The following is a 19633-nucleotide window of genomic DNA, read 5'->3' as shown; positions in this document are numbered from 1 at the left end:
CGGAATCGGGGCGTCGGCCGGCGCATCGGCCCCCGCCGCCCCGGCCGGCGCCCCGATTCCGGCCACTGGCGCCCTGATTGCGGCCACTGGCGCCGGCCCGGTACCGGCGGCTTAATCTTCGGGTCATCTTGCTGGGGCTGTCGGCGGCGGTTTTTCTTTTCTGGAAAAGCGCCCGGCCGGCCACCGCTGGTATATGACGTATTCCGTTGTTTCTGTTGCTGATACCACCGGGCCGGCCCCGGGGGCGCCGCCCGGGGAGCGGGGCGCCGGCTGGCCAGGGTATGTATATTCGTCGGACGCTGGCCTGTTGCCGGTCGAACAAGTAATGGCCTTGCCTGCAGAATCGGTTATCCGGGTGTTGGTGGTGGAAGACGAGCCGCTCTACGCCGAGCAGCTTGAAGCCGCCCTGCAGGACCTGGGCTACGAGCCCGTGGGCCCGGCCGCCGATGCGCGCATCGCCATGGCCCTGCACCGCACCGAAACCATCGACTTGGCCTTGCTCGACGTGCACCTGCGCGGCCCCGTCGATGGCATTGCGCTGGCCGGCCAGCTGCTGGCGCACCGCCCCGTGCCGGTAGTTTTCCTCACCTCGATGGGAGATGGCCAGACCTTTGCGCGGGCGCAAAACGTGGGGCCGGCGGCCTTCCTTACCAAGCCCGTGGACGTGGCCGCCCTGGGCCGGGCGCTGGCGCTGGCCGTGCACAACTTCAGCCAGCACCACGCCCCGGCGCCGGAGCCAGCCGCCAGTGAATCGCTGCCCGTGGCGCCGCTGCCCGATGCGCTGTTTGTGAAGGAAAACGGCCTGCTCGAAAAAATCCGGCTCAGCAACGTGCAGTCGGTGATGGCCGAGGACAAGCTCTGCTGCCTCACCCTGGCCGAGCGCACCGTGCACGTGCGCATGCCCCTGCGCGAGCTGGTGCAGTACCTGCCGCCCGAGCGCTTCGTGCAGATTCAGCGCAGCTACTACGTCAACATCGAGCACATCGAGCGGCTCGACCCGGTGCGCCACCTCGTGCAGGTAGGCAAGCAGCTGCTGCCCGTGAGCCGCCTGTACCAGGACGAGCTGCTGCGCCGGCTGCGCACCATTGGGTAGCCTGACGATGTGTAGCGTGGACTCTGCGAGTCCGCGCAACGAGCACAGCGAGTAGCTCGCGCCAGGTTTCGTGCTCACGTCCACACTCGCTGCGCTCGTTGCGCGGACTCGCAGAGTCCACGCTACACATCGTCAGGTTCCCCTTTCCACAGGTGAGGTTGACGGCTGGCGGCGCCATCCCCTATCTCATTCATTTTCTCAACCAAAGCCTTGATAACTATGCATTCACCCTTACCCATCGCGCGGCCCCGGCCGTCCCTGGCGCACCGCTTTTGGCTGGCTTGCGGCCTGGGCCTGGCCACCATGCTGGGCGCTCAGGCCCAAACCGCCCTTAGCGGCGCCTACACCATCAACAACGCCCAGGCCACGGCGGGCACCAACTTCGCTAGCTTCACGGATGCGGCTACGGCGCTGAATACGAACGGCGTGGGCGGGCCCGTGACGTTCGCGGTAAGCGGCGGGCCTTATACAGAGCAAATCAGCCTGAACCAGCTCACGGGCAGCAGTGCTACCAACCGCGTGACGTTTAACGGCGGCGGGCGCACCATTCAATTTGGGTCGAATACCAGTGCCCAGCGCGCGGTTATCACGCTGAATGGCGCCGATTTTGTGACCATTAACAACCTGCTGGTGGACGCCACGGTAGGCGGTACCAGCACGGCTACCTACGGCTGGGGCGTGCAGCTGCTAAACGGCTCCGACAACAACGTGCTTAGCAACTGTACCGTGACGGCCACGACGGCCGCCACGAGCACGACCACCAATTTCGCGGGCATTGTGTCGAACGCCTCGACCACCTCAATCACCGGCACCGGCACCACAGCCAGCCAGAACCTGACGCTGCAGGGCAACACCGTGGTGGGCGGCTACTACGGCATTGCGGTGGTGGGCTCGGGCAGCCTCACGGCCCCCACGCCCGGCGTGCAGATTACGGGCAACACCATCCGCGACTGCTACGATGCGGGGATGTACATCAGCTATCTGAGCGGCGCGCAGGTGACGGGCAACGACGTGTCGCGCCCGAACCGCACCGGCGCTGCTTCTTTTTATGGCCTGAACATGAACGTGGGCACCAGCGGCGCCACGGTGGCCAAGAACCGGATTCACCAGGCGTTTCCAGCGGGCAGCACCACTACTTCCGGGGCTTATGGCATCTACCTGTTTACGCTGGCAGCGGCTTCGGCCACCACGCCGAACCTCATTGCCAATAACCTGATTTATGACCTGAGCGGTTCGGCGGTGTACGGCATTTTCAACGGGTCGTCGGACTATGCCCGCTACTACCACAACACCATCAACATTGATGACCAGGCCAATGCCAGTACGGGCGGCGGCTTTGGGTTTTACCAGACCACGGGCGTGAGCGTGGAGTTTCGCAACAACATCGTGCGCCTGAGCCGCACGGGCACGGGGCTGAACTACGCCATTCTAGTGTCGTCGGTAGGTCCCACGTTTGTGAGCAACAACAACGACCTGGTGGGCAGCGGCAGCACCTACCGCACCGGGTTCTACCAGACCTCGGCCTTCGCCACGCTGGCCGACTGGGCCACGGCCAACGGCGGCGCCTTCGACCAGAACAGTGTGGCCGTAGAGCCGCAATTTGTGAGCGTGCCCACCGGCGACCTGCGCCCCACCGCTGTGGCCCTCAACGGCATCGGCGCGCCGCTGGCGGCCGTGACGGACGACTTCACCGGCGCGGCCCGCAGCGCCACGGCGCCCGACCTGGGCGCGTATGAGTTCGCGCCGCCAGCCAACACGGCTAGCGTGTTCATCCGCAGCATCGACTCGCCGGCGCCGCCCCTCACCACGGGCGGGCGCACCGTCACCGTCACGCTGGGCAACAACGGCACCACGCCGCTCACTACCGTGCAGCTGGCCTACGTGTTCAACGGCGCGGCCGCGGTTACGCAGACGCTGACACCGGCCGGCGGTCTGGCCGTGGGCGCCACCCAGAGTTTCTCTTTCACGGCGCCCATTACGCTGGTAAGCGGGCGCAACGCCCTGACCGTGACGGCCAGCGCGCCCAACGGCGGCACCGCCACCACCAGCCTGAGCAAGACCTTCTACACGCCCATGGTGGGCACCTTCACCATTAACAAGCAGGCCCCGGCCAGCGGCACCAACTTCCTGGGTTTTGGCGAGGCAGCGGCCACGCTCAACAACGCGGGCATCTCAGGTTCAGTGCGCATCAACGTGCTAAACGGGCCTTATACCGAGCAATTTTCGCTGGGCCAGATTGCTGGCGTGAGCACCACCGACACTATCGTGGTGGACGGCGGCGCGGCCAAGCAGCGCCTGACCTACGCCGGCACCTCGGGCCAGCCCGCCGCCGTGCTGCTGAACGGCACCGACTACCTGACCGTGCAAAACCTGACCCTCGACCTGGCCGCTTCGGTGCAGTACAGCATTGGGGTGCACCTGGTGGGGCAGGCGACTAACAACCGTATCAAAAACTGCTCGATTCTGGCCTCCAGCGCTTCCACCCTCACTACCACCAACGCGGGCATCGCCGTGAGCGGCTCGTTGACGTCGACCACCTCCGGCGGCGAGGCCACGGGTCTGCGCATTGAGAACGACTCCATCAGCGGGGGCGCGTATGGCATCACACTGACGGGCCTTTCGACCACCAGCCGCACCAGCGGCGTGCGCATTACGGGCACCACCGTTCGGGACTTTTTCAACTACGGCATCTACCTGGCCAACTACGCGGGTTGCCAAGTGCTGGGCAACAACATTCACCGCGAAGGCCGGGGCTCGACCATTACTTTTTATGGCATTTATGTGACGGGCTGCGTGGGCACGGCCATCGAGCGCAACCGCATTCACGACACCCAGACGGGCGCCGGCGGCAGCTCGCTGCCGGCCTACGGCATCTATTATGTGAGCAATTCGGCCACGGCCGGCAACGAAAACGACGTGGTGAACAACCTGTTCTACAACTTCAACACCCTTGGTACGGCCTACGCCATCTACAACGGCGGTTCGAGCTACGCCCGCTACTACCACAACACCATCATTATGGATAACCCGGTGGCTTCGACCTCGGCCGTGGTGGGCTTCTATCAAACCACGCAGGCCACCAACATCGACTTCCGCAACAACCTGGTGAGCGTGACGCAGGTGGGCGCCCAGGGCCGCTACGCCTTCTTCTTCGGCACGGCTACGTCCGACATTTTCAGCAACTACAACAACCTGTACGTGGGCACGGGCGCCGATGCCTTCACCGGTCGCCAGAACAATACCAGTTACCTCACCCTGGCCGACTGGCGCACCGCCAACAGCGGCGCCTACGACCAGAACAGCGTGGCCGCCGCGCCCGCCTTCCTCAATGCCGGCAGCTTCGTGCCCACCGCCGCCGCGCTGAACGGCGCCGGCGCCGCCGCCATTCTGGCCCGCGTGCCGCGCGATTTCACCAACGCCCTGCGCACCAGCCCGCCCGACATCGGCGCCTACGAGTTCAACGTGGTGCTGAATGACGTGGAGCTGGTGAGCATCGACGCGCCCACGTCGCCGCTGGGTACTGGTAATAACCCCGTCACGGTCACCATTCGCAACCTGGGCAGCAGCGTGCTCACTACGCTCACGCTCAGCTACACGGTGAACGGCGGCACGCCCGTTACGCAGACGTTCCCGGGCTTGTCGCTGGCGTTTGGCGCCTCGCAGCAATTCACCTTCACGCAGGGCATCACGGTGCCCTTCGGCACCTACACGCTGGTGGTGACAGCCAGCCAGCCCAACGGCAGCGCCGACCCCACCCCGGCCAACAATACCCGCACCGTCATACTACAGCAGGTGACGCCGAACAACGACGAGCCCTGCGGCGCCTTGCCGCTCACGGCCGGCCTGGCCACTACCAACGCCAACAGTACCTTCACCAACCTGGCCAGCATCATCACGCCGGCCTGCTCGCCGGCCATATTGCCCAAAGACGTGTGGTTTACCTGGACGCCCACCACCGCCAGCGCCCCGCTCTACCTGAGCGGCGCACCCGCCGGCATGGTGCGCGTGTTCACGGCCACCACCTGCACCACAGGCTTCAACCAGGTGTTTTGCCAGTCGAGCGGCACCGCCAACACGGCTGTGGGCAACGTAACTGTCACGGGCCTCACACCGGGCCGCCTGCACTACGTAGCCGTGTCGGGCTACGCGTCGGGCGATGCCACCGGGGCCTTCAGCATCGGCCTCGCGCCGCTGGCCAGCCGCCCGCAGGTGGCCGCAGCCGCTCTCACGGTGTTCCCCAACCCCGGTACGGCCAGCGGCAGCGTCGCGCTGCGGCTGGAGAAGGCACTGGGCACGGGCACCATTTCGCTCGTCAATGCCCTGGGCCAGGTGGTGCGGCAGCAGGTTTTGGCCAACGCCGCCGAGCAGACGCTGGCTACCCAAGGCCTGCCCGCCGGCCTCTACACCCTGCGCCTGCAGGCCGGCCCGCAAGTGCTGACGCACAAGCTGCAGCTGCTGCCGTAGCGGTGGCCTTCGGTAGGGGCGGGGCCTGCCCCCGCCCGCCGTTGAACGGAATCGTAGGGACGGCGCCAGCGTTCGGGGGGGCAGGCCCCGCCCCTACGTCATTCGGCATATCAGCCGCCTCCTTGATTATCCATCGTACAAAAAGAGCCCGGCGCGTCAGACGTGCCGGGCTCTTTTTATGGTTGATTATTTCCTTATTTCCAGGCTTTCAGCAACCGCCGAATCAGCACGATTTCGCCGGTGTGGTAGGCGTTGTGGTCGGCAATGAGCATGGCTTCGCGTAGGATGGTCTGACCCGTGCCGTGGGGTATTTTGGCCAGCAGGTCGGTGCCGGGCGCGTGCAGGAGGTGCAGGAAGCGCTGCCGGTTTTGCCGGATGTGGTCGAGGGTTTCCTGCCATTGCTCTTCGTCGGCGGTGGCGTCGGGTGCGGGCCAGTAGCCTTCCGGCCATTTAGGTGACTCGTGCTCGGGCTCGACGCAGAACTCCACGATGTCCCACTGCGCAATGCGAACGTGCTCCACCACCTGCCAGATGGTATAGGGCACGTCCGGCACGCGCTGGTTCCAGATTTCGGGCGTGAGGTCGGCGCAGGCGTCCTCAAAAGTGACGTGGGCGTTGTCTTTGGTGAGCAGGCTGGTGAGTTCGGCCAGCATGGCTTTTTGGTCGGGTCTATCCATGGAATGCCGTTATTTTCGGTTCTTCGATGTCTGCAAAGCGCCGGTCGAGTACAGAGCCGCGCCCATTAGCACAGGCTGGAAGAACAGGCGCGCTAGACGCTTGGCATCGGTATCAAGCCCGAAGGCTGAAATGCGCGCGGTGTACTGGTGCACGTTGCCGGGGAAAACGGCGGCGTAAAATGCGGCCAGCCCGATGCCCATGCGCCGCCGGTTCCGGCCCTTCAGCAGCAGCAGCGCCAGCCCCAGCCCGATTTCGACCACGCCCGAAGCCAGCACGGTGGTGTCCTTATCCATTGGAATAAAGTCAGGCACCTGCGCCTGAAACTCGCGCCGGGCAAAGGTGAGGTGGCCGGTGCCGGCAAAGACCATGAACGTGCCCAGTACGCCGCGGGCAACGTTTTGGAGCGTGGTGGTGTGGGGTTTCTGTGGCATGGCTTGCTGTTTGGTTGGTCGAACACCCAGCTATACGGCCCGCGTGCCAGCGGGGTGCGGCTGCCCGGGCCAGCCGTGGCCGACAAAGGAACTCAACCAGTGCATCTGCCCGCTCCTCCGCTACCGTAGCGACGAGCTGTTGGGGGCGCTATTGGCCAATAGCCCGTGCTTCATGGCGTAAAGGGCCAGGCTAACGGCATTGGGTGTACCCGTTTTTTCCAGCAGGTTTTGCCGGTGCCCCTCCACCGTGCGGCGGCTGATGAAGAGCTGCTCCGCGATTTCACCCGTCGAGCGTCCCTGGCACAGCAGGTCCAGCACGTCTTTCTCGCGCTGCGTGAGTACCAGCGCCGCGCCCCCAAACGAGGGCGGGGGCGGCGGGGCGGCGCCCAGGCTTCGCATCAGGGCCGCGGAGATGCGGGGGGTGAAGTGGTGGCCGTCGGCCAGGACGCCGGCGATGGCGGCGCCCAGCTGCTCCTTGTCCACGTCTTTGGGCAGGTAGCTGCGCGCCCCCAGCTTCAGCATGTGGGTGATGAAATGGTCGTCGGCGTGCATCGACAGCACCACGATTTTCAGGTCGGGGTACTGCTCCAGCAGGCGTTTGGTGGCCTCCATGCCGTCCACATCGGGCATCTGCATGTCCAGCAGCAGCACGTCGGGCAGCTCCCGGGCCAGTTGCGGCAGCAGTTCGGCAAAGGTGCCGGCCTCGGCCACGCGCACCTCAAACGCCAGGTGCTGCAAAATGAAGGCGAGGCCCTGGCGAAACAACCGGTGGTCGTCCAAGATGGTGATGCGAACGAGGGGTAGAGCAGGCATGAGCGCAAAGCTATGGCCATTTATAACGCCACGCGAAGGCTAAATACCTAAAAATCGAAATATTTTATGCTGTCATTTTAAATTCCGGGTCTAACCATGAGCCGGCCCGCCCCACTAGCTGCTCAGCTTCGCCAGCGGAATCTCGACGCACACGCATGTGCCCCGCCCTGGAGCCGAGTCCAGGCGCAGCACGGCGTCGAGCATGCTGGCGCGGGCGGCCAGGCTTTTCAGGCCCAGCCCGGCTTTTTCGCTGAGCTGCGCGGTGGCGTAATCGAAGCCGTGGCCGTCGTCCGTCACCGTGAGGGCCAGGGTGGCGGGGAGTTGGCGCAGCTGCACCGTCAGGCGCGAAGCCTGGGCGTACTTCATGGCGTTGTTCACGGCCTCTTGCACCATGCGGTAGAGGGCCAGCTCCTGCGCCTGCGTCAGCGCGATGGCCATGTCCACCTGCACGTCGATGCCCCCGGCAAAGGCGCCGGCGCATACCACGCCCAGGTTGTGCAGGGCTTTGGCCAGGCCAAACCGGGTGAGCACGGCCGGGTGCAGGCTCTGGGAAATGTGGCGCAGGTCCTGCACCGAATGGTGCAGAATGTCGTCGATGAGGGCCACCACTTCCTGCCCCTGCGGGTGGCCCGCCACCGCGGGCGCCAGCTGCCCCATCAGCATCTTGGCCGCCGACAGCGCCGAGCCCATGCCGTCGTGCAGGTCGTTGCCGATGCGTTGGCGCTCCTGTTCCTCGGCCTGAATGGAGGCCACAAGCAGCTCCTTGTGGTAGGCACTCTGCATGGTTTGCAGCGCCAGCTGCTGGCCAATGAGCTTTTTCTGGTAAATCAGAAAAAAGGCCACCAGCGCGGCGGCCAGCAGCAGCATGGCCACCACGCCGGCATACAGCAGCCCAACTATCTCTTGGTCGACGGACTTATCCACAGGGCCCATGCGAACAATCCATAAAGCACCATGTAAAGCCAGGCGTGAATGTCCCACAGCCGCAGGCTCAGGGCCGACGAATGCTGCATGACATAATTACTGGATATAAAGATAAATACATTGCCCGCGAAGTACAGCAGCAAGCCCACCGAAATCCAGAACAGGGGCTCGCGCTGCAAGTGCACTATCACCAGCTCGCGGATGACTTTGTAGAAATACAGCAGTGCCAGGCCCAGCACCAGCAGACTTTCGGCAAAGCGCTGCCCGGTGTTGAAGCGCAGCAGCGCGGCGGGCTCCAGGTACGAGAGCAGCGACACCAGCGCAAAAACCGCCGCCACCGCCGGCAGCCCGCGGCTCACGGCCGAGGGCCACAAGGCCCTCCGGTAGAGCCCGGCCAGCAGCCCGAATTCCACCAACGTATCGAGCGGAAACAGGAACAGGTTCGACCGCTGCTGCGCCACCAGCACCCGCGACGCTACTTCCATAAAAAGCGTCCAGCCGATGAGGGCCACCAGGTAGCGCAGCGTGGAGCCTAGGCGCCGGAAGCGCACCGCCCCCACCACGCCCGCCGCCCCCACCGCCACAAACGAGGCTTCGAGCACAAGGTCCTTCACGAAATAGGGCATACCACGAGGGCTAGCCGCCGGGGCGCCGCGGCCGGCAATTCACGTTGGGTTAGCAGGCCGGCGGGCAGGGCCGGGAAATATCAAAGTAGAACTCGTCTTCGGCCAGCCGCAAGGTGCCGGCGTTGTCCTCGTCGGGCTCGCTGTTGCGCGTCAGCACTGTGCCGAAGAGCTCGGCGGTGTGGTAGCTGGGCAGGGCAAAATTGAGCCAGAGCGCCGGGGCGGCTTCTTCGCCGTTCCCGGGCAGCCCAATGGCCTGCTCAAAATCCGGGAGGTCGTGGGTATAGCCCCGCAGGCGTCCCTTATCGGCCTTGAACAAGTCGAAGCGCATCTGGTCAGGCATTAGGTTGTGCCAGCGCGTTATCCAGGTGTAAGCCTGCTCGAAAGATATCCGGGTGTCCATCTGCTCAATCAACGGCTGACCGAGCGTGGCCGGCCACGCGGCTACACCAGCCAGATAGTAAGCGGTGGTCGGAATTTGGTTGCGGTCGATGCCGTAGAACACCATCGTGAACACCGGCGTCTGGTCGGTATTGCGGGGCGCGAGGGCAAACTTGGTACGAATTTCTGCCGTGCCGTTGCCGGCCAGCAGGCCCGTAACCAGCGTCTGAGGCAGAAACACGTAATTCAGCAACGCGTCGTTGCTCTCGAAACAGGCGCGGAGCGCATCGGTATCGGAGCCGTCAATCAACTGCCGCCAAGACTGGGTGTAGTCGTTGAAATCACCGGCATCAATCTGACGGGGAGTAAGGGCGTGGGGCATAATGAAGAATTTGAATGGTTAGGGGCCTAAATGTAGCCGAATAACCAAGGGCCACCAAGTCGCTTCGCCACTCGCCGCCAGCCATTGGCCGGCCCATTGCAGGATAAAAAGCCTCTTTGGGCCGTGCTCTGTAGCCCTCCGCGTAGGAATACGGAGCAGCAAAATCAGGTAGTTCTACGTGGTTAATCGGGGGAGATTACCTGATTTAAAAATCCCGGGATTTTACGGTGAAATCCGAGGGTGGCAGGCGCTCTCTTTGTGGTGTTCGATTTATGCCAGCCTTATGCTGAACTGTAGAAAAACAGGAACGCCTAAGACCGTAGCGGGTTGGCATAGTTCAGCCATTTTCGGCGGTGCGGATGCGAAGTATCCATACCACAATAGAACACATGCCTCGCACCCGTTGATACGCTGCCTACTCCAAAAGGACATTGCTTTCTTCCTTTCTCTGGCCTTGCTGGGTTTCTTCAACTACTAAAGCTCTCGCGATGCAGGTAACGACTTGTTATGCGCGATAACAGACACGATAACAGACTATAGAGAATGTGAAGTGCCGAGTTTAAGGTGCCTGTCCATTACGCTTTAGCAGCATCTCATGCTTAGACCTCAAGAGTCATGTTTCAGCACGGGTCCTAATCCGTGGGATTTTAAAGAATACCATGAAAAAGCTGTGTAGAATACCATTATTTTTTCTCGCTTCCGCTGCTATTTTGGCGCCGCTACTGGGTTTTGCGCCTACGGCGAATGCATTCGAAGCCGATGGTCATGCTGCCATTGAGCGGGAGGCTTACGCTCGCCTGAAGGCCCGGCCAGCCAGTCAGGGCCTGCCCGATGGACTCAGTATCTTGCATAAGCTGTATGAAGCCAATGTCTTAAAGGAAGACGTGGCCGATTTGGTAGTTCATACTACCTACCCGGACATCTCCTTCGAGCGGCAATTTGCCCAAGACAGGCAAGTATACCACTTCATGGCGCCTAACCGACCAGTTGTGCAGGCGGCCAAACTTAAAATAGGAAACCAGCCGGCCAGCTTGGAGCAACGCCAGCAGAAACTGTTGCAAGGGGTGCTGCCCGATTGTTTCAGGATGATGTATTATTTTTTCCGGGAAACTATCAGGAACAGTCAGGGGGCTAGCCAAGCCGGCCGGGGCATTTACGTGCTAATGCACGTTGTGGGCGACTCGTATTCCCCTGAGCATGCAACCCGTACACCCGATTTGAATGGGTTGGTCGCCGTGAAAGGCTGGCGGCTGTCACGCTTTGGCTGGCCTCAAGGAGCTAAAGAGTTTGAGCCTGCGCGAGATAACTGTTCCGGTCGCACCATGGCGATGTTGCACCGCGTGGCACAGGCCAAGGCCGATAAATGCTGGCGGGGTACCGAAGGCGTAACGCAGGCCCTGAGCCCTTTGGCAAATGCTGCAGCCATTGCTTTGGAAGAATTGCTTGTAACAACCTATCGAGCGCAGTTAATAGCGAATGCCAATGCCCCGGCTATTGACGATTTGTGGCGCAGCTACGCCCAAGCGTATTTCCAGCCGCAGGGCTGTACTGTGCAAGGCAATGACTTTGTGTATGCCACCGGAACCCTTGGCGACGGTAAATCGGAAACCATCCCCTTTGTTTTCGGCGCTGCTTATACTTACACGCCTCATGTGCCAAAACCCGGACAGAGTAAAGCCGGCGAATGGGCACAGAGTCTCAATGCATTTACTTTCGACCGCTTCCCAATGAACAGTTGGTATGTGGTTGCCGCATCGGGCCACGCTTTCGGCCGCGATGCCTGGGGCTGGGGCGTGGAGATGAACCATCATTGGACACCGGCCGGGGCAGATGAGCGCGGGGTGTTCTGGCGGCGTATTCCGCACGGCTACGCGCTGACCGCCTCCGCGCAGCCCGGCTATGCCCAGCGCCATCTTACTGCCGACGGCAAGGCTTTGGCGCTAGGCCGGGCCATTCAGGTTGAAGGGTTGTATGCCCCTAATGTATTGGTGGTTCCCATGCTTAATGCCACCCTGCAAGGGCGCATCGGCGTTGGGGTAATGCCACTGGTTTCGCAGCCAGAATGGGCCGTAGTATCAGGCGCTAGCCTGGCGTGGAATGTAGGCGAAGATTTCGGCCGTCGCTTCCTGTACTCGTGGCGGCTGGCCCTAGGGTACGACTACGATACATCGGCATTGCCAGCCTATCACACCGTCAGCCTCAAACTGGGCTTTAACTCGTGGAAAGGGCGGGTAATAAAAAATCCACTGAAGCGCTACAACGAAGTGCTGCCAGACAAATAAGTTTTGCCGGGCAGCATGCAGACGTGGACAAGACTGCGTCGGCACTCACCGGAAAAAAGGCCCATCATTCTTCTCTTCAAGTTTTCGAACAATTATGAAACTACTATACTATACGGCAGCGCTTTTGTGGCTACCATTTGCAGCGTTGGCGCAAACGATGCCCCTGCGCTTCAACGCCCCGGGGGGAAGCAATGAAGCAGTAACTATAAACCAATGCAACAAAACTTTTTCTGTTTGTTCAGGCTCATCTGCGCTGGCTAAGCAGCGCTGCGATAGAAAGATGCGAAACTGTACACTCAGGAATTATTGGCTTGTTCAAGAGCAAGTTCAGCAGAGACTGGCTCAGGCTTTATCCAAGCAGATTAACGACAGCATTGATGACGTCCGCACAAGACTAAATGCTCAGCCAGGAAACCCCATCGACTACCGGAAGGCCCAAATGAAATTAGATGAAAAGCGGGATGGCATTCCTCGACGCATTGCCCCTTTCACTGAACGCCAGGCCTACTGCCGGTACCATCGGCTTAACGTGAAGCGGCTTAAGTTTATGCCGGTTAGCAGCCGACAGGATGCACCCTTGTTTTTCAATACATTGAATTCCCGGCCGGGGGCTGAGTTTCTCGCAAAGTCTTTGACCGTTATCAACCCCAATACCGGCAAGCTTTCTCTCTACAACGAACTATACGGCGACTATGTAGGCTGGTGGCGCGTGGCATTTGGCACCACGCTGGTAGGTAGCAACGGCAGCCAGGCCGAGAGCCCGGCTGAAGCCAAGAACGAGGCATCTCTGCAGCGCTTGGTGGGCGGCGGCGGCAATATTTTGCTCTCAGCCACGCTTCCACTGGCCTACTTTCATACTGATGACGACGCAGTAGGGGTTAAGCTCGTGACACTCAATAAAATTGCTACTGACTTACCGCAAGCCGGTTCGACCTCTTCTGATTTTGCCTACCATTCGGACCTTGGTCTTGAACTGTCTGCTTACTACCGAGGCTTTAATAAAACAATTACACCGTTTACTACTGTGCGCGTGGGGCGGGTATGGGGTAACGCAATGTTTTATGACAACTTGGGCCGCACTGATATGAGTGGAATGTTGGTAGGGCAGGTAATGGCTGGAATCGGTATTACCGATGTATTGCAGGTTTCCGGTACGTATCACTACGGGTCGGCTTTCATTCGCGACAACTTCCCTTTCTCGTTATCGCTGACTTTACAGCCTAAGCTTCTGCCAGCGGAGTAAAGCCTGTAGACACTTATTGATTCTCATGTGCCTAGTGCGCCTGCAGCCAGTTGCGCCCACTACCCACTTCCACCTCCAGCGGCACGCCGTGGGGCAGCAGCAGGGCCGTGGTCATCAGTTCCTTGATTTTTGGGGTGATGTAGTCCACTTCCTCGGCCACGGCGTCGAACACGAGTTCGTCGTGCACCTGTAGTATCATCTTGGTGCCCAGTTTCTCCTCGCGCAGCCAGTGGTGGATGTTAATCATGGCCATTTTGATGATGTCGGCGGCCGTGCCCTGGATGGGGGCATTGATGGCGTTGCGCTCGGTGTAACCGCGCAGCGTAGCGTTGCGCGAGTTGATATCGCGCAGGTAGCGGCGGCGCTTGAGCAGCGTTTCGGCGTACTCCAGCTCGCGGGCGCGGTTGATGCTGTCGTCCATGAACGCCTTCACCGAGGGGAATTCCTGGAAGTACGTTTCGATAATTTCCGTGGCTTCCTTGCGGCTGATGCCGATGCGCTGGGCCAGCCCGAAGGCCGAAATGCCGTAGATGATGCCGAAATTGACCGTTTTGGCCTTGCGGCGCATCTCGCTGTCCACTTCCTCCAGCGGCACACGGAATACCTTGCTGGCCGTGCTGGTATGCACGTCCTGCCCCAGGCGGAAAGCTTCAATCATGGTTTTATCGCCCGAGAAGTCGGCCATGATGCGCAGCTCCACCTGCGAATAGTCGGCCGCCAGCAGCACGTGCTGGTCGTCGCGCGGCACGAAGGCTTTGCGGATTTCGCGGCCCCGCTCCGTGCGGATGGGGATGTTCTGCAGGTTGGGGTTGGTGCTGCTGAGGCGGCCGGTGGCGGCCACGGCTTGGTTGAAGTTGGTGTGCACGCGGCCATCCACCACGCTCACCAGCTGGGGCAGGGCCTCCACGTACGTACTGCGCAGCTTAGTGAGCTGGCGGTATTCGAGGATGAGGGCGGCGATGGGGTTTTCGGCGGCCAGCTGGCTCAGGATTTCCTCGCCGGTGGCGTACTGGCCGGTTTTGGTTTTCTTGACTTTGCCCTTGCCGATGTCCATCTTGTCGAATAACACCTCGCCCAGTTGCTTCGGCGAGCCGATGTTGAACTCCTGCCCGGCCTCGCGGAAAATCTGGGTTTCGAGCTCCCCGATGTAGCCCTGCAGCTCGGCCGAATACTCGTTCATGGCCCCGGAATCAATCCGAATACCCTCGTACTCGATGTCGGCCAGCACGGGCACCAGCGGGTTTTCCACGTCGTTGAGCAAGCCCAGCAAACCCAGGTCCTTCAGCATGGGCTCGAAGACGTGCTTGAGCTGCAGGGTCACGTCGGCGTCTTCGCAGGCGTAGTCTTTCACCTGGGCGGGCGGCACGTCGGCCATCGTGATTTGCTTCTTGCCCTTGGGGCCGATGAGCTCGATAATGCTCACCGGCGAGTAGTGCAGGTAGGTTTCGGCCAGCACGTCCATATTGTGGCGCATGTCGGGCTCGATGAGGTAATGGGCCAGCATGGTATCGAACAGCGGCCCCGAGATATTGACGTTGTAGTGCTTGAGGATGGTGAGGTCGTACTTGATGTTCTGACCGATTTTCAGGATGGTTTTCGACTCGAAAAACGGGCAGAACTCGTCCACAACGGCCTGCACGGCGGCCTGGTCCTCCGTCGGCACGGGCACGTAATAGGCCTCGCCCGGCAGCCACGAGAAACTGAGGCCCACCAGCCGCGCCGTCATGGTATCCAGCCCGGTGGTTTCGGTGTCGAAGCTCACTTCCTCCTGTTGCAACAGAAATTCAATGAGCGACTTGCGAAGCTCGGGCGTGTCCATCAGGTGGTAGTTGTAGGGCACGTCTTCGAGGCGCTTGCGCGGTCCGGCGGGCGCGCCGAAACCGGCCGTTTCGCCTTCCTCGGCACCAATGGCCACGGCTTCATCGCCGGGGTTGCCGAAGAGCGAGGCCTGGCCGCCGGGCACCAGCCGGGGCCGACGCACGGGCTTGGAGCCGGGCGCGGCCACGCCGGCCGGCGTGCGCTCGGGGCCCCCGCCGCTCAGGATGCGGGCAGCCAGCTGCCGGAATTCCAGCTCGTCGAACAGCTCGCGCAGCGTGCCCTCGTCGGGCGCGTCGAGCACCAGCTTTTCGGGCTCGAACTCCAGCGGCACGTTCACGTGGATGGTGGCCAGCTCCTTGCTCATCAGGCCCTGCTCGGCGAAGTTGCGCACGTTTTCCTGCTGCTTGCCCTTGAGCTCGTCCACATTCGCCAGCAGGTTTTCGACCGAGCCGTACTTCTGAATGAGCGTTTTGGCCGTCTTCTCGCCGATGCCGGGGATGCCGGGGATGTTGTCGGAAGCGTCGCCCTGCAGGCCCAGAATGTCAATGACCTGCTCCACGCGCTCAATCTCGAAGCGGGCCAGCACGTGGGCCACGTCCAGGATTTCGGCCGCGTTGCCCATGAAGGCGGGGCGGTAAATTTTGATGTGCTCCGTCACCAGCTGGCAGTAGTCCTTGTCGGGCGTCATCATGAACACCTCGAAGCCCTCTTTTTCCGCCTTCTGGGCCAGCGTGCCGATGACGTCGTCGGCCTCGTAGCCCTCCATCATCAGAATGGGAATGTGAAAGCCTTGGATAATCTTCTTGATGTAGGGCAGGGCAATGCCGATGTCCTCGGGCATGGCCTGGCGCTGGGCCTTATAGGCGGCGAACTGCTCGTGGCGGAAGGTCTTTTTCGGCCCGTCGAAGCACACGCCGATGTGGGTGGGCTTTTCCTTTTGCAGCACTTCCACCAGCGTGTTGGTGAAGCCGAGCACGGCGCCCGTGTTCATGCCTTTGGAGTTGATGCGCGGGTTTTTGCTGAACGCGAAATGCGAGCGGTAGATGAGGGCAAACGCGTCGAGCAGGAAGAGCTTCTTGGGGGTGGCGGCGGCGGGGTCGGTCATAGGGCGAAAGTACGTTGGAACCGAATAGGTGGCTGGATTTTTGCCTGTCTCAGCAACCTTCTGAATAGTCAGGTATTCGCGCAATACAGAAGCAGTGAATCAGGTTCCTTCCACATCTTCCACCTTCCTTCATTCAAATGGTCAATCAATTACGCTTTTCGATTTTGTTGCTGGCCTTGCTGCTCCGGCTTCCCGGCCAACTCTGGGCCCAAACGCTCGACCCGGCCTTCCACATCCCCGAACTCTACGGCGAAGCGGTTATCGTCGACGCTGCCCAGATGCCCAGCGGCCAGTACGTGGTGGCCGGCACCTTCACCCGCGCCAACGGCCAGGCCAGCAAAGCCCTGGCGCGCTTCAGCGCCGCCGGGGTAGAGGACCAGGTTTTCCGGCAAAACCTGAGTAATGCGGCCATGAATATTAAAAAGCTGGTGCCCATGCCCAACGGCCAGCTGCTGGTGCAGGGCAGCTACCAGGCGGGCACCGTGCAGCGCAACCTGTTGTTTCGGCTGAATGCCGACGGTACGCTGGACCCCTCCCTGAACTTGGTGCTGCCCAACGTGAGCCCGGTGCCTTTCCTGCGCAAGGCCATTGTGCAGCCCAACGGGCGTATTCTCATCATGGGCTCGGGGTTGGGGGTGGGGCCGGAAGTGTTTCGGGTGCTGAGCGACGGCTCGCCCGATACTGGCTTTGCGCCGGTGCTGGCCACAAACTCGGGCCCCACTAACATGCTGCTGCAGCCCGACGGAAAGATTCTTCTGGCCGGCTTTCAGGCTAATAACAACGGCTACAACGTCATTCGGCTCAATGGCGACGGCAGCCGCGATACCGGTTTTCAGGCAGCCATCGGGGTAGTTGGGTCGCAAAGGGTGAACACCCTTGCGCTGGATGCCAACGGCGCCGTGCTGGTGGGGGGGCTTTTTTCCCTCACGGCCACGGGCGCCACGCAGCCGCTGTGCCGGCTGCTCAGCACCGGGGCCCTCGACCCGAGCTTTACTGCGCCCGCCAGCCTGGCGGGGCGCTACTTCTATGAGATGGACGTGCTGGCCGGCGGCCAGGTACTGATAAGAGCCGATGCTTACACTGCGGCGGCAAATAAGATGTTTGACAAACAACTTATCATGCTTCAGGCAACGGGCGCGGTGGATGCCGCGTTCCAGCAAGGCACTGGCCCCGATAGCTACGTGTGGGGCATTCGGGGGCTGGCCAATGGCAGCTTCCTGACCTGGGGCAACATGAACAACTACGCCGGCCAGCGCCGCACTGTGGCCCTAGTGCAGCCCAGCGGCGGGCTCGACGCCGGCTTTGCGCCCCTGCTGCAGGAGCCGGCCGAGCTGGACAAGCTGGTGCGCCAAGCCGACGGCAAGCTGTTCATTTCGGGCCGTTTCAATAGCGTCGATGGAAACCCGACCGACCGCATTGCCCGCTTGCTGCCCAGCGGCCAGCCCGACCCAACTTTTGCCTGGCGCCAGCCCCGAAGCGGCAGCTGGCAACTCACGGCCCTGGCGGCACAAGCCGATGGGCAACTGCTGGTGGCGGGGTTTATCTACAACGGCAGCGGCAACATTGGTGATTCCGAACCAGTGTTTGTGCGGCTCACCACCAGCGGCGCCACGGATGCCGGTTTCGTGCCCGCGCTTACGGCGAGCGTTCCAGACCTGGCCAATATCCGGTTGTTGGCGGCGCAGGCCAATGGTCGAATCGTGGTAGGAGGCGCCTTTGTCGATGCGGCCGGCAAGGCCAACCTCACCCGGCTCAACGCCGATGGCAGCGTCGAGCCCACGTTTGCGCCGCCGGCCACGCTGCCCGTGGTGAGCAATGGCTTGGTACAAGCCAACGGGAATATTGTCTGCGTGGTGCGGGACGCCAGTGTGGCCCCGCGCTACCAGAACAAGCTGGTTCGGCTGCTGGCCACGGGGGCGCCCGACCCCGCTTTTAATTATGTGAATACGGCTAGCAATGGTTTTGATGATTATGGCCCCCATGTAGTGGCCGAGGGGCCTGCTGGCGGCTACGTGGCGGGCGGTATCTTCAATGCAAGCAATACCCGCATCCGGCTGGTGGAAGGCTTCACGGCCACCGGCGCTGAATTGTCGGGATTCGTCGCGCCCATCTCGCCCATCACAACGGCAACTAATCAGGAGTCGGGCATTGTGGCGCTGGCCGTGCAAAGCGACGGCCGCATCCTAGTAGGCGGCTCGGTGCAGACGGTCAACCAGTTCCAAGCGCCTACTTACCCGCTGGTACGCCTCGACGCAACCGGACGGCTGGATGCTTCTTTCAATACCGGCGTGCTGACCGCGCCCCCCACCGGCTTGGCCACTGCGCGGTACCTGAGCCGTGGGCCCTCCGTGGCCGACATTGTGGTGCAGCCCGATGGGGCCATTCTGGCCGGTGGCTATTTCCTCCAAGCCGCAGGGCAGCCGTCCTCGGGACTAGCCCGCTTCCTGCCCACAGGCGTGCTGGCCGTGCGCGCCGCCCAGGAGGGCAGCCGCATTCAGGCCTGGCCCGTGCCGGCCCACGACGTACTGCACCTGCGCCTTGAAGCCAGCGCCCGCCCGCAGCGCGTGAGCCTGCTCAACGCGCTGGGCAAAACCGTCGTCAGCCAGGAAGCAACAGCCGCCGACGTTTCGCTCAGCACCGTCGCGCTGGCCCCGGGCCTGTACGTGTTGCGCGTGGACTATGCCAGCGGCCCGGCCACCCGGTGCATCGTGGTGGAATAGGGCAGCGGTAAGACGACAACAATATGAAAAGGGCGGTGCCCGGCTTTGAAGCCGGCACCGCCCTTTTTTGTAGAGCAAGCCCGGGCGGGCCTTTACAGCGCCGGCTTCACATCCAGCACGAAGCTGTGGCTGCCGGGGATGTTGTCGGAGGCGTCGCCCTGCAGGCCCAGAATGTCAATGACCTGCTCCACGCGCTCAATCTCGAAGCGGGCCAGCACGTGGGCCACGTCCAGGATTTCGGCCGCGTTGCCCATGAAGGCGGGGCGGTAGATTTTGATGTGCTCCGTCACCAACTGGCAGTAGTCCTTGTCGGGCGTCATCATGAACACCTCGAAGCCGTCCTTTTCCGCCTTCTGGGCCAGCGTGCCGATGACGTCGTCGGCTTCGTAGCCCTCCATCATCAGGATGGGGATGTGGAAGCCCTGGATAATCTTCTTGATGTAGGGCAGGGCGATGCCGATGTCCTCGGGTATGGCCTGGCGCTGGGCCTTGGTATGGAGCGGCAAAGGCCGGCGGTAATGAATGAGGTGCGAAAAAACCGGCCTCGCTGACGCGCTGGTCACTCCTTCAAGTGCCAATAATTTCAACCTTTGCAACACCTCGCCGGGTTTCGGTATCTGATAACCTGGAGCGTCGGCGCGGCCTGGATGGCTGGCGGCGCACGGGCAAGCAACTG

General features: G+C 61.9%; 13 protein-coding genes. 5 read left to right on the top strand and 8 right to left on the bottom strand.

Annotation, left to right across the window (positions count from 1 at the left end; translation table 11 throughout):
* The first annotated feature begins 193 nt into the window (after positions 1 to 193).
* On the top strand, positions 194 to 1093 hold the full coding sequence (locus tag Q5H92_RS16615; protein ID WP_305012671.1) for a LytR/AlgR family response regulator transcription factor: 900 nt from the start codon (positions 194 to 196) through the stop codon (positions 1091 to 1093).
* Positions 1094 to 1312: 219 nt separating this feature from the next.
* Positions 1313 to 5557, top strand: a complete 4245-nt coding sequence (locus Q5H92_RS16610; RefSeq protein WP_305012670.1) for a right-handed parallel beta-helix repeat-containing protein — start codon at positions 1313 to 1315, stop codon at positions 5555 to 5557.
* A gap of 194 nt (positions 5558 to 5751) precedes the next feature.
* On the opposite strand, the gene Q5H92_RS16605 is transcribed toward Q5H92_RS16610, so the two are convergent.
* The 6 genes from Q5H92_RS16605 to Q5H92_RS16580 form a co-directional block, all read right to left on the bottom strand.
* Positions 5752 to 6234 (bottom strand): DinB family protein, encoded by a 483-nt coding sequence (locus Q5H92_RS16605; protein ID WP_305012669.1) that lies wholly within the window; start codon positions 6232 to 6234, stop codon positions 5752 to 5754.
* 9 nt (positions 6235 to 6243) lie between these two features.
* Positions 6244 to 6666 (bottom strand): DoxX family protein, encoded by a 423-nt coding sequence (locus Q5H92_RS16600; RefSeq protein WP_305012668.1) that lies wholly within the window; start codon positions 6664 to 6666, stop codon positions 6244 to 6246.
* A gap of 120 nt (positions 6667 to 6786) precedes the next feature.
* A complete protein-coding gene (locus Q5H92_RS16595) occupies positions 6787 to 7479 on the bottom strand; it encodes a response regulator transcription factor (protein WP_305012667.1) in 693 nt (230 codons plus the stop codon).
* 114 nt (positions 7480 to 7593) lie between these two features.
* Positions 7594 to 8403: a sensor histidine kinase gene (locus tag Q5H92_RS16590; RefSeq protein WP_305012666.1), complete on the bottom strand. Its 810-nt coding sequence runs from the start codon at positions 8401 to 8403 to the stop codon at positions 7594 to 7596.
* Positions 8376 to 9029, bottom strand: a complete 654-nt coding sequence (locus Q5H92_RS16585) for a hypothetical protein (RefSeq protein ID WP_305012665.1) — start codon at positions 9027 to 9029, stop codon at positions 8376 to 8378. Before Q5H92_RS16585 ends, Q5H92_RS16590 begins: the two co-directional genes overlap by 28 nt.
* Positions 9030 to 9078: 49 nt before the next feature.
* Positions 9079 to 9789 (bottom strand): hypothetical protein, encoded by a 711-nt coding sequence (locus tag Q5H92_RS16580; RefSeq protein WP_305012664.1) that lies wholly within the window; start codon positions 9787 to 9789, stop codon positions 9079 to 9081.
* Between the two features lie 659 nt (positions 9790 to 10448).
* Between Q5H92_RS16580 and Q5H92_RS16575 the strand changes: the two genes are divergently transcribed.
* A complete protein-coding gene (locus Q5H92_RS16575; protein ID WP_305012663.1) occupies positions 10449 to 12071 on the top strand; it encodes a hypothetical protein in 1623 nt (540 codons plus the stop codon).
* 94 nt (positions 12072 to 12165) lie between these two features.
* Positions 12166 to 13314 (top strand): hypothetical protein, encoded by a 1149-nt coding sequence (locus Q5H92_RS16570; RefSeq protein WP_305012662.1) that lies wholly within the window; start codon positions 12166 to 12168, stop codon positions 13312 to 13314.
* A 31-nt stretch (positions 13315 to 13345) separates the two neighbouring features.
* Here Q5H92_RS16570 and polA read toward each other — a convergent pair whose 3' ends face one another.
* Complete coding sequence (polA, locus tag Q5H92_RS16565) at positions 13346 to 16237, bottom strand: DNA polymerase I (RefSeq protein ID WP_305012661.1); 2892 nt, start codon at positions 16235 to 16237, stop codon at positions 13346 to 13348.
* Between the two features lie 137 nt (positions 16238 to 16374).
* Between polA and Q5H92_RS16560 the strand changes: the two genes are divergently transcribed.
* A complete protein-coding gene (locus Q5H92_RS16560) occupies positions 16375 to 18957 on the top strand; it encodes a T9SS type A sorting domain-containing protein (protein ID WP_305012660.1) in 2583 nt (860 codons plus the stop codon).
* Between the two features lie 92 nt (positions 18958 to 19049).
* Here the strand turns inward: Q5H92_RS16560 and Q5H92_RS16555 are convergent, their stop codons facing one another.
* A complete protein-coding gene (locus Q5H92_RS16555) occupies positions 19050 to 19463 on the bottom strand; it encodes a 5'-3' exonuclease (RefSeq protein WP_369811158.1) in 414 nt (137 codons plus the stop codon).
* Between the last annotated feature and the right edge of the window lie 170 nt (positions 19464 to 19633).

This window comes from Hymenobacter mellowenesis (genome assembly GCF_030581005.1).
GTDB classification, from domain to species: domain Bacteria; phylum Bacteroidota; class Bacteroidia; order Cytophagales; family Hymenobacteraceae; genus Hymenobacter; species Hymenobacter mellowenesis.
The sequence above is the reverse complement of the archived record's forward strand: the minus strand, read 5'-3'. Positions and strand labels throughout refer to the sequence as shown.

What these genes read in the sequence shown, in the direction of transcription:
- Q5H92_RS16615 (WP_305012671.1), top strand. Translation starts at nt 194, where the DNA reads ATGACGTATTCCGTTGTTTCTGTTGCTGATACCACCGGGCCGGCCCCG.
- Q5H92_RS16610 (WP_305012670.1), top strand. Translation starts at nt 1,313, where the DNA reads ATGCATTCACCCTTACCCATCGCGCGGCCCCGGCCGTCCCTGGCGCAC.
- Q5H92_RS16605 (WP_305012669.1), bottom strand. Translation starts at nt 6,234, where the DNA reads ATGGATAGACCCGACCAAAAAGCCATGCTGGCCGAACTCACCAGCCTG.
- Q5H92_RS16600 (WP_305012668.1), bottom strand. Translation starts at nt 6,666, where the DNA reads ATGCCACAGAAACCCCACACCACCACGCTCCAAAACGTTGCCCGCGGC.
- Q5H92_RS16595 (WP_305012667.1), bottom strand. Translation starts at nt 7,479, where the DNA reads ATGCCTGCTCTACCCCTCGTTCGCATCACCATCTTGGACGACCACCGG.
- Q5H92_RS16585 (WP_305012665.1), bottom strand. Translation starts at nt 9,029, where the DNA reads ATGCCCTATTTCGTGAAGGACCTTGTGCTCGAAGCCTCGTTTGTGGCG.
- Q5H92_RS16580 (WP_305012664.1), bottom strand. Translation starts at nt 9,789, where the DNA reads ATGCCCCACGCCCTTACTCCCCGTCAGATTGATGCCGGTGATTTCAAC.
- Q5H92_RS16575 (WP_305012663.1), top strand. Translation starts at nt 10,449, where the DNA reads ATGAAAAAGCTGTGTAGAATACCATTATTTTTTCTCGCTTCCGCTGCT.
- Q5H92_RS16570 (WP_305012662.1), top strand. Translation starts at nt 12,166, where the DNA reads ATGAAACTACTATACTATACGGCAGCGCTTTTGTGGCTACCATTTGCA.
- polA (WP_305012661.1), bottom strand. Translation starts at nt 16,237, where the DNA reads ATGACCGACCCCGCCGCCGCCACCCCCAAGAAGCTCTTCCTGCTCGAC.
- Q5H92_RS16560 (WP_305012660.1), top strand. Translation starts at nt 16,375, where the DNA reads ATGGTCAATCAATTACGCTTTTCGATTTTGTTGCTGGCCTTGCTGCTC.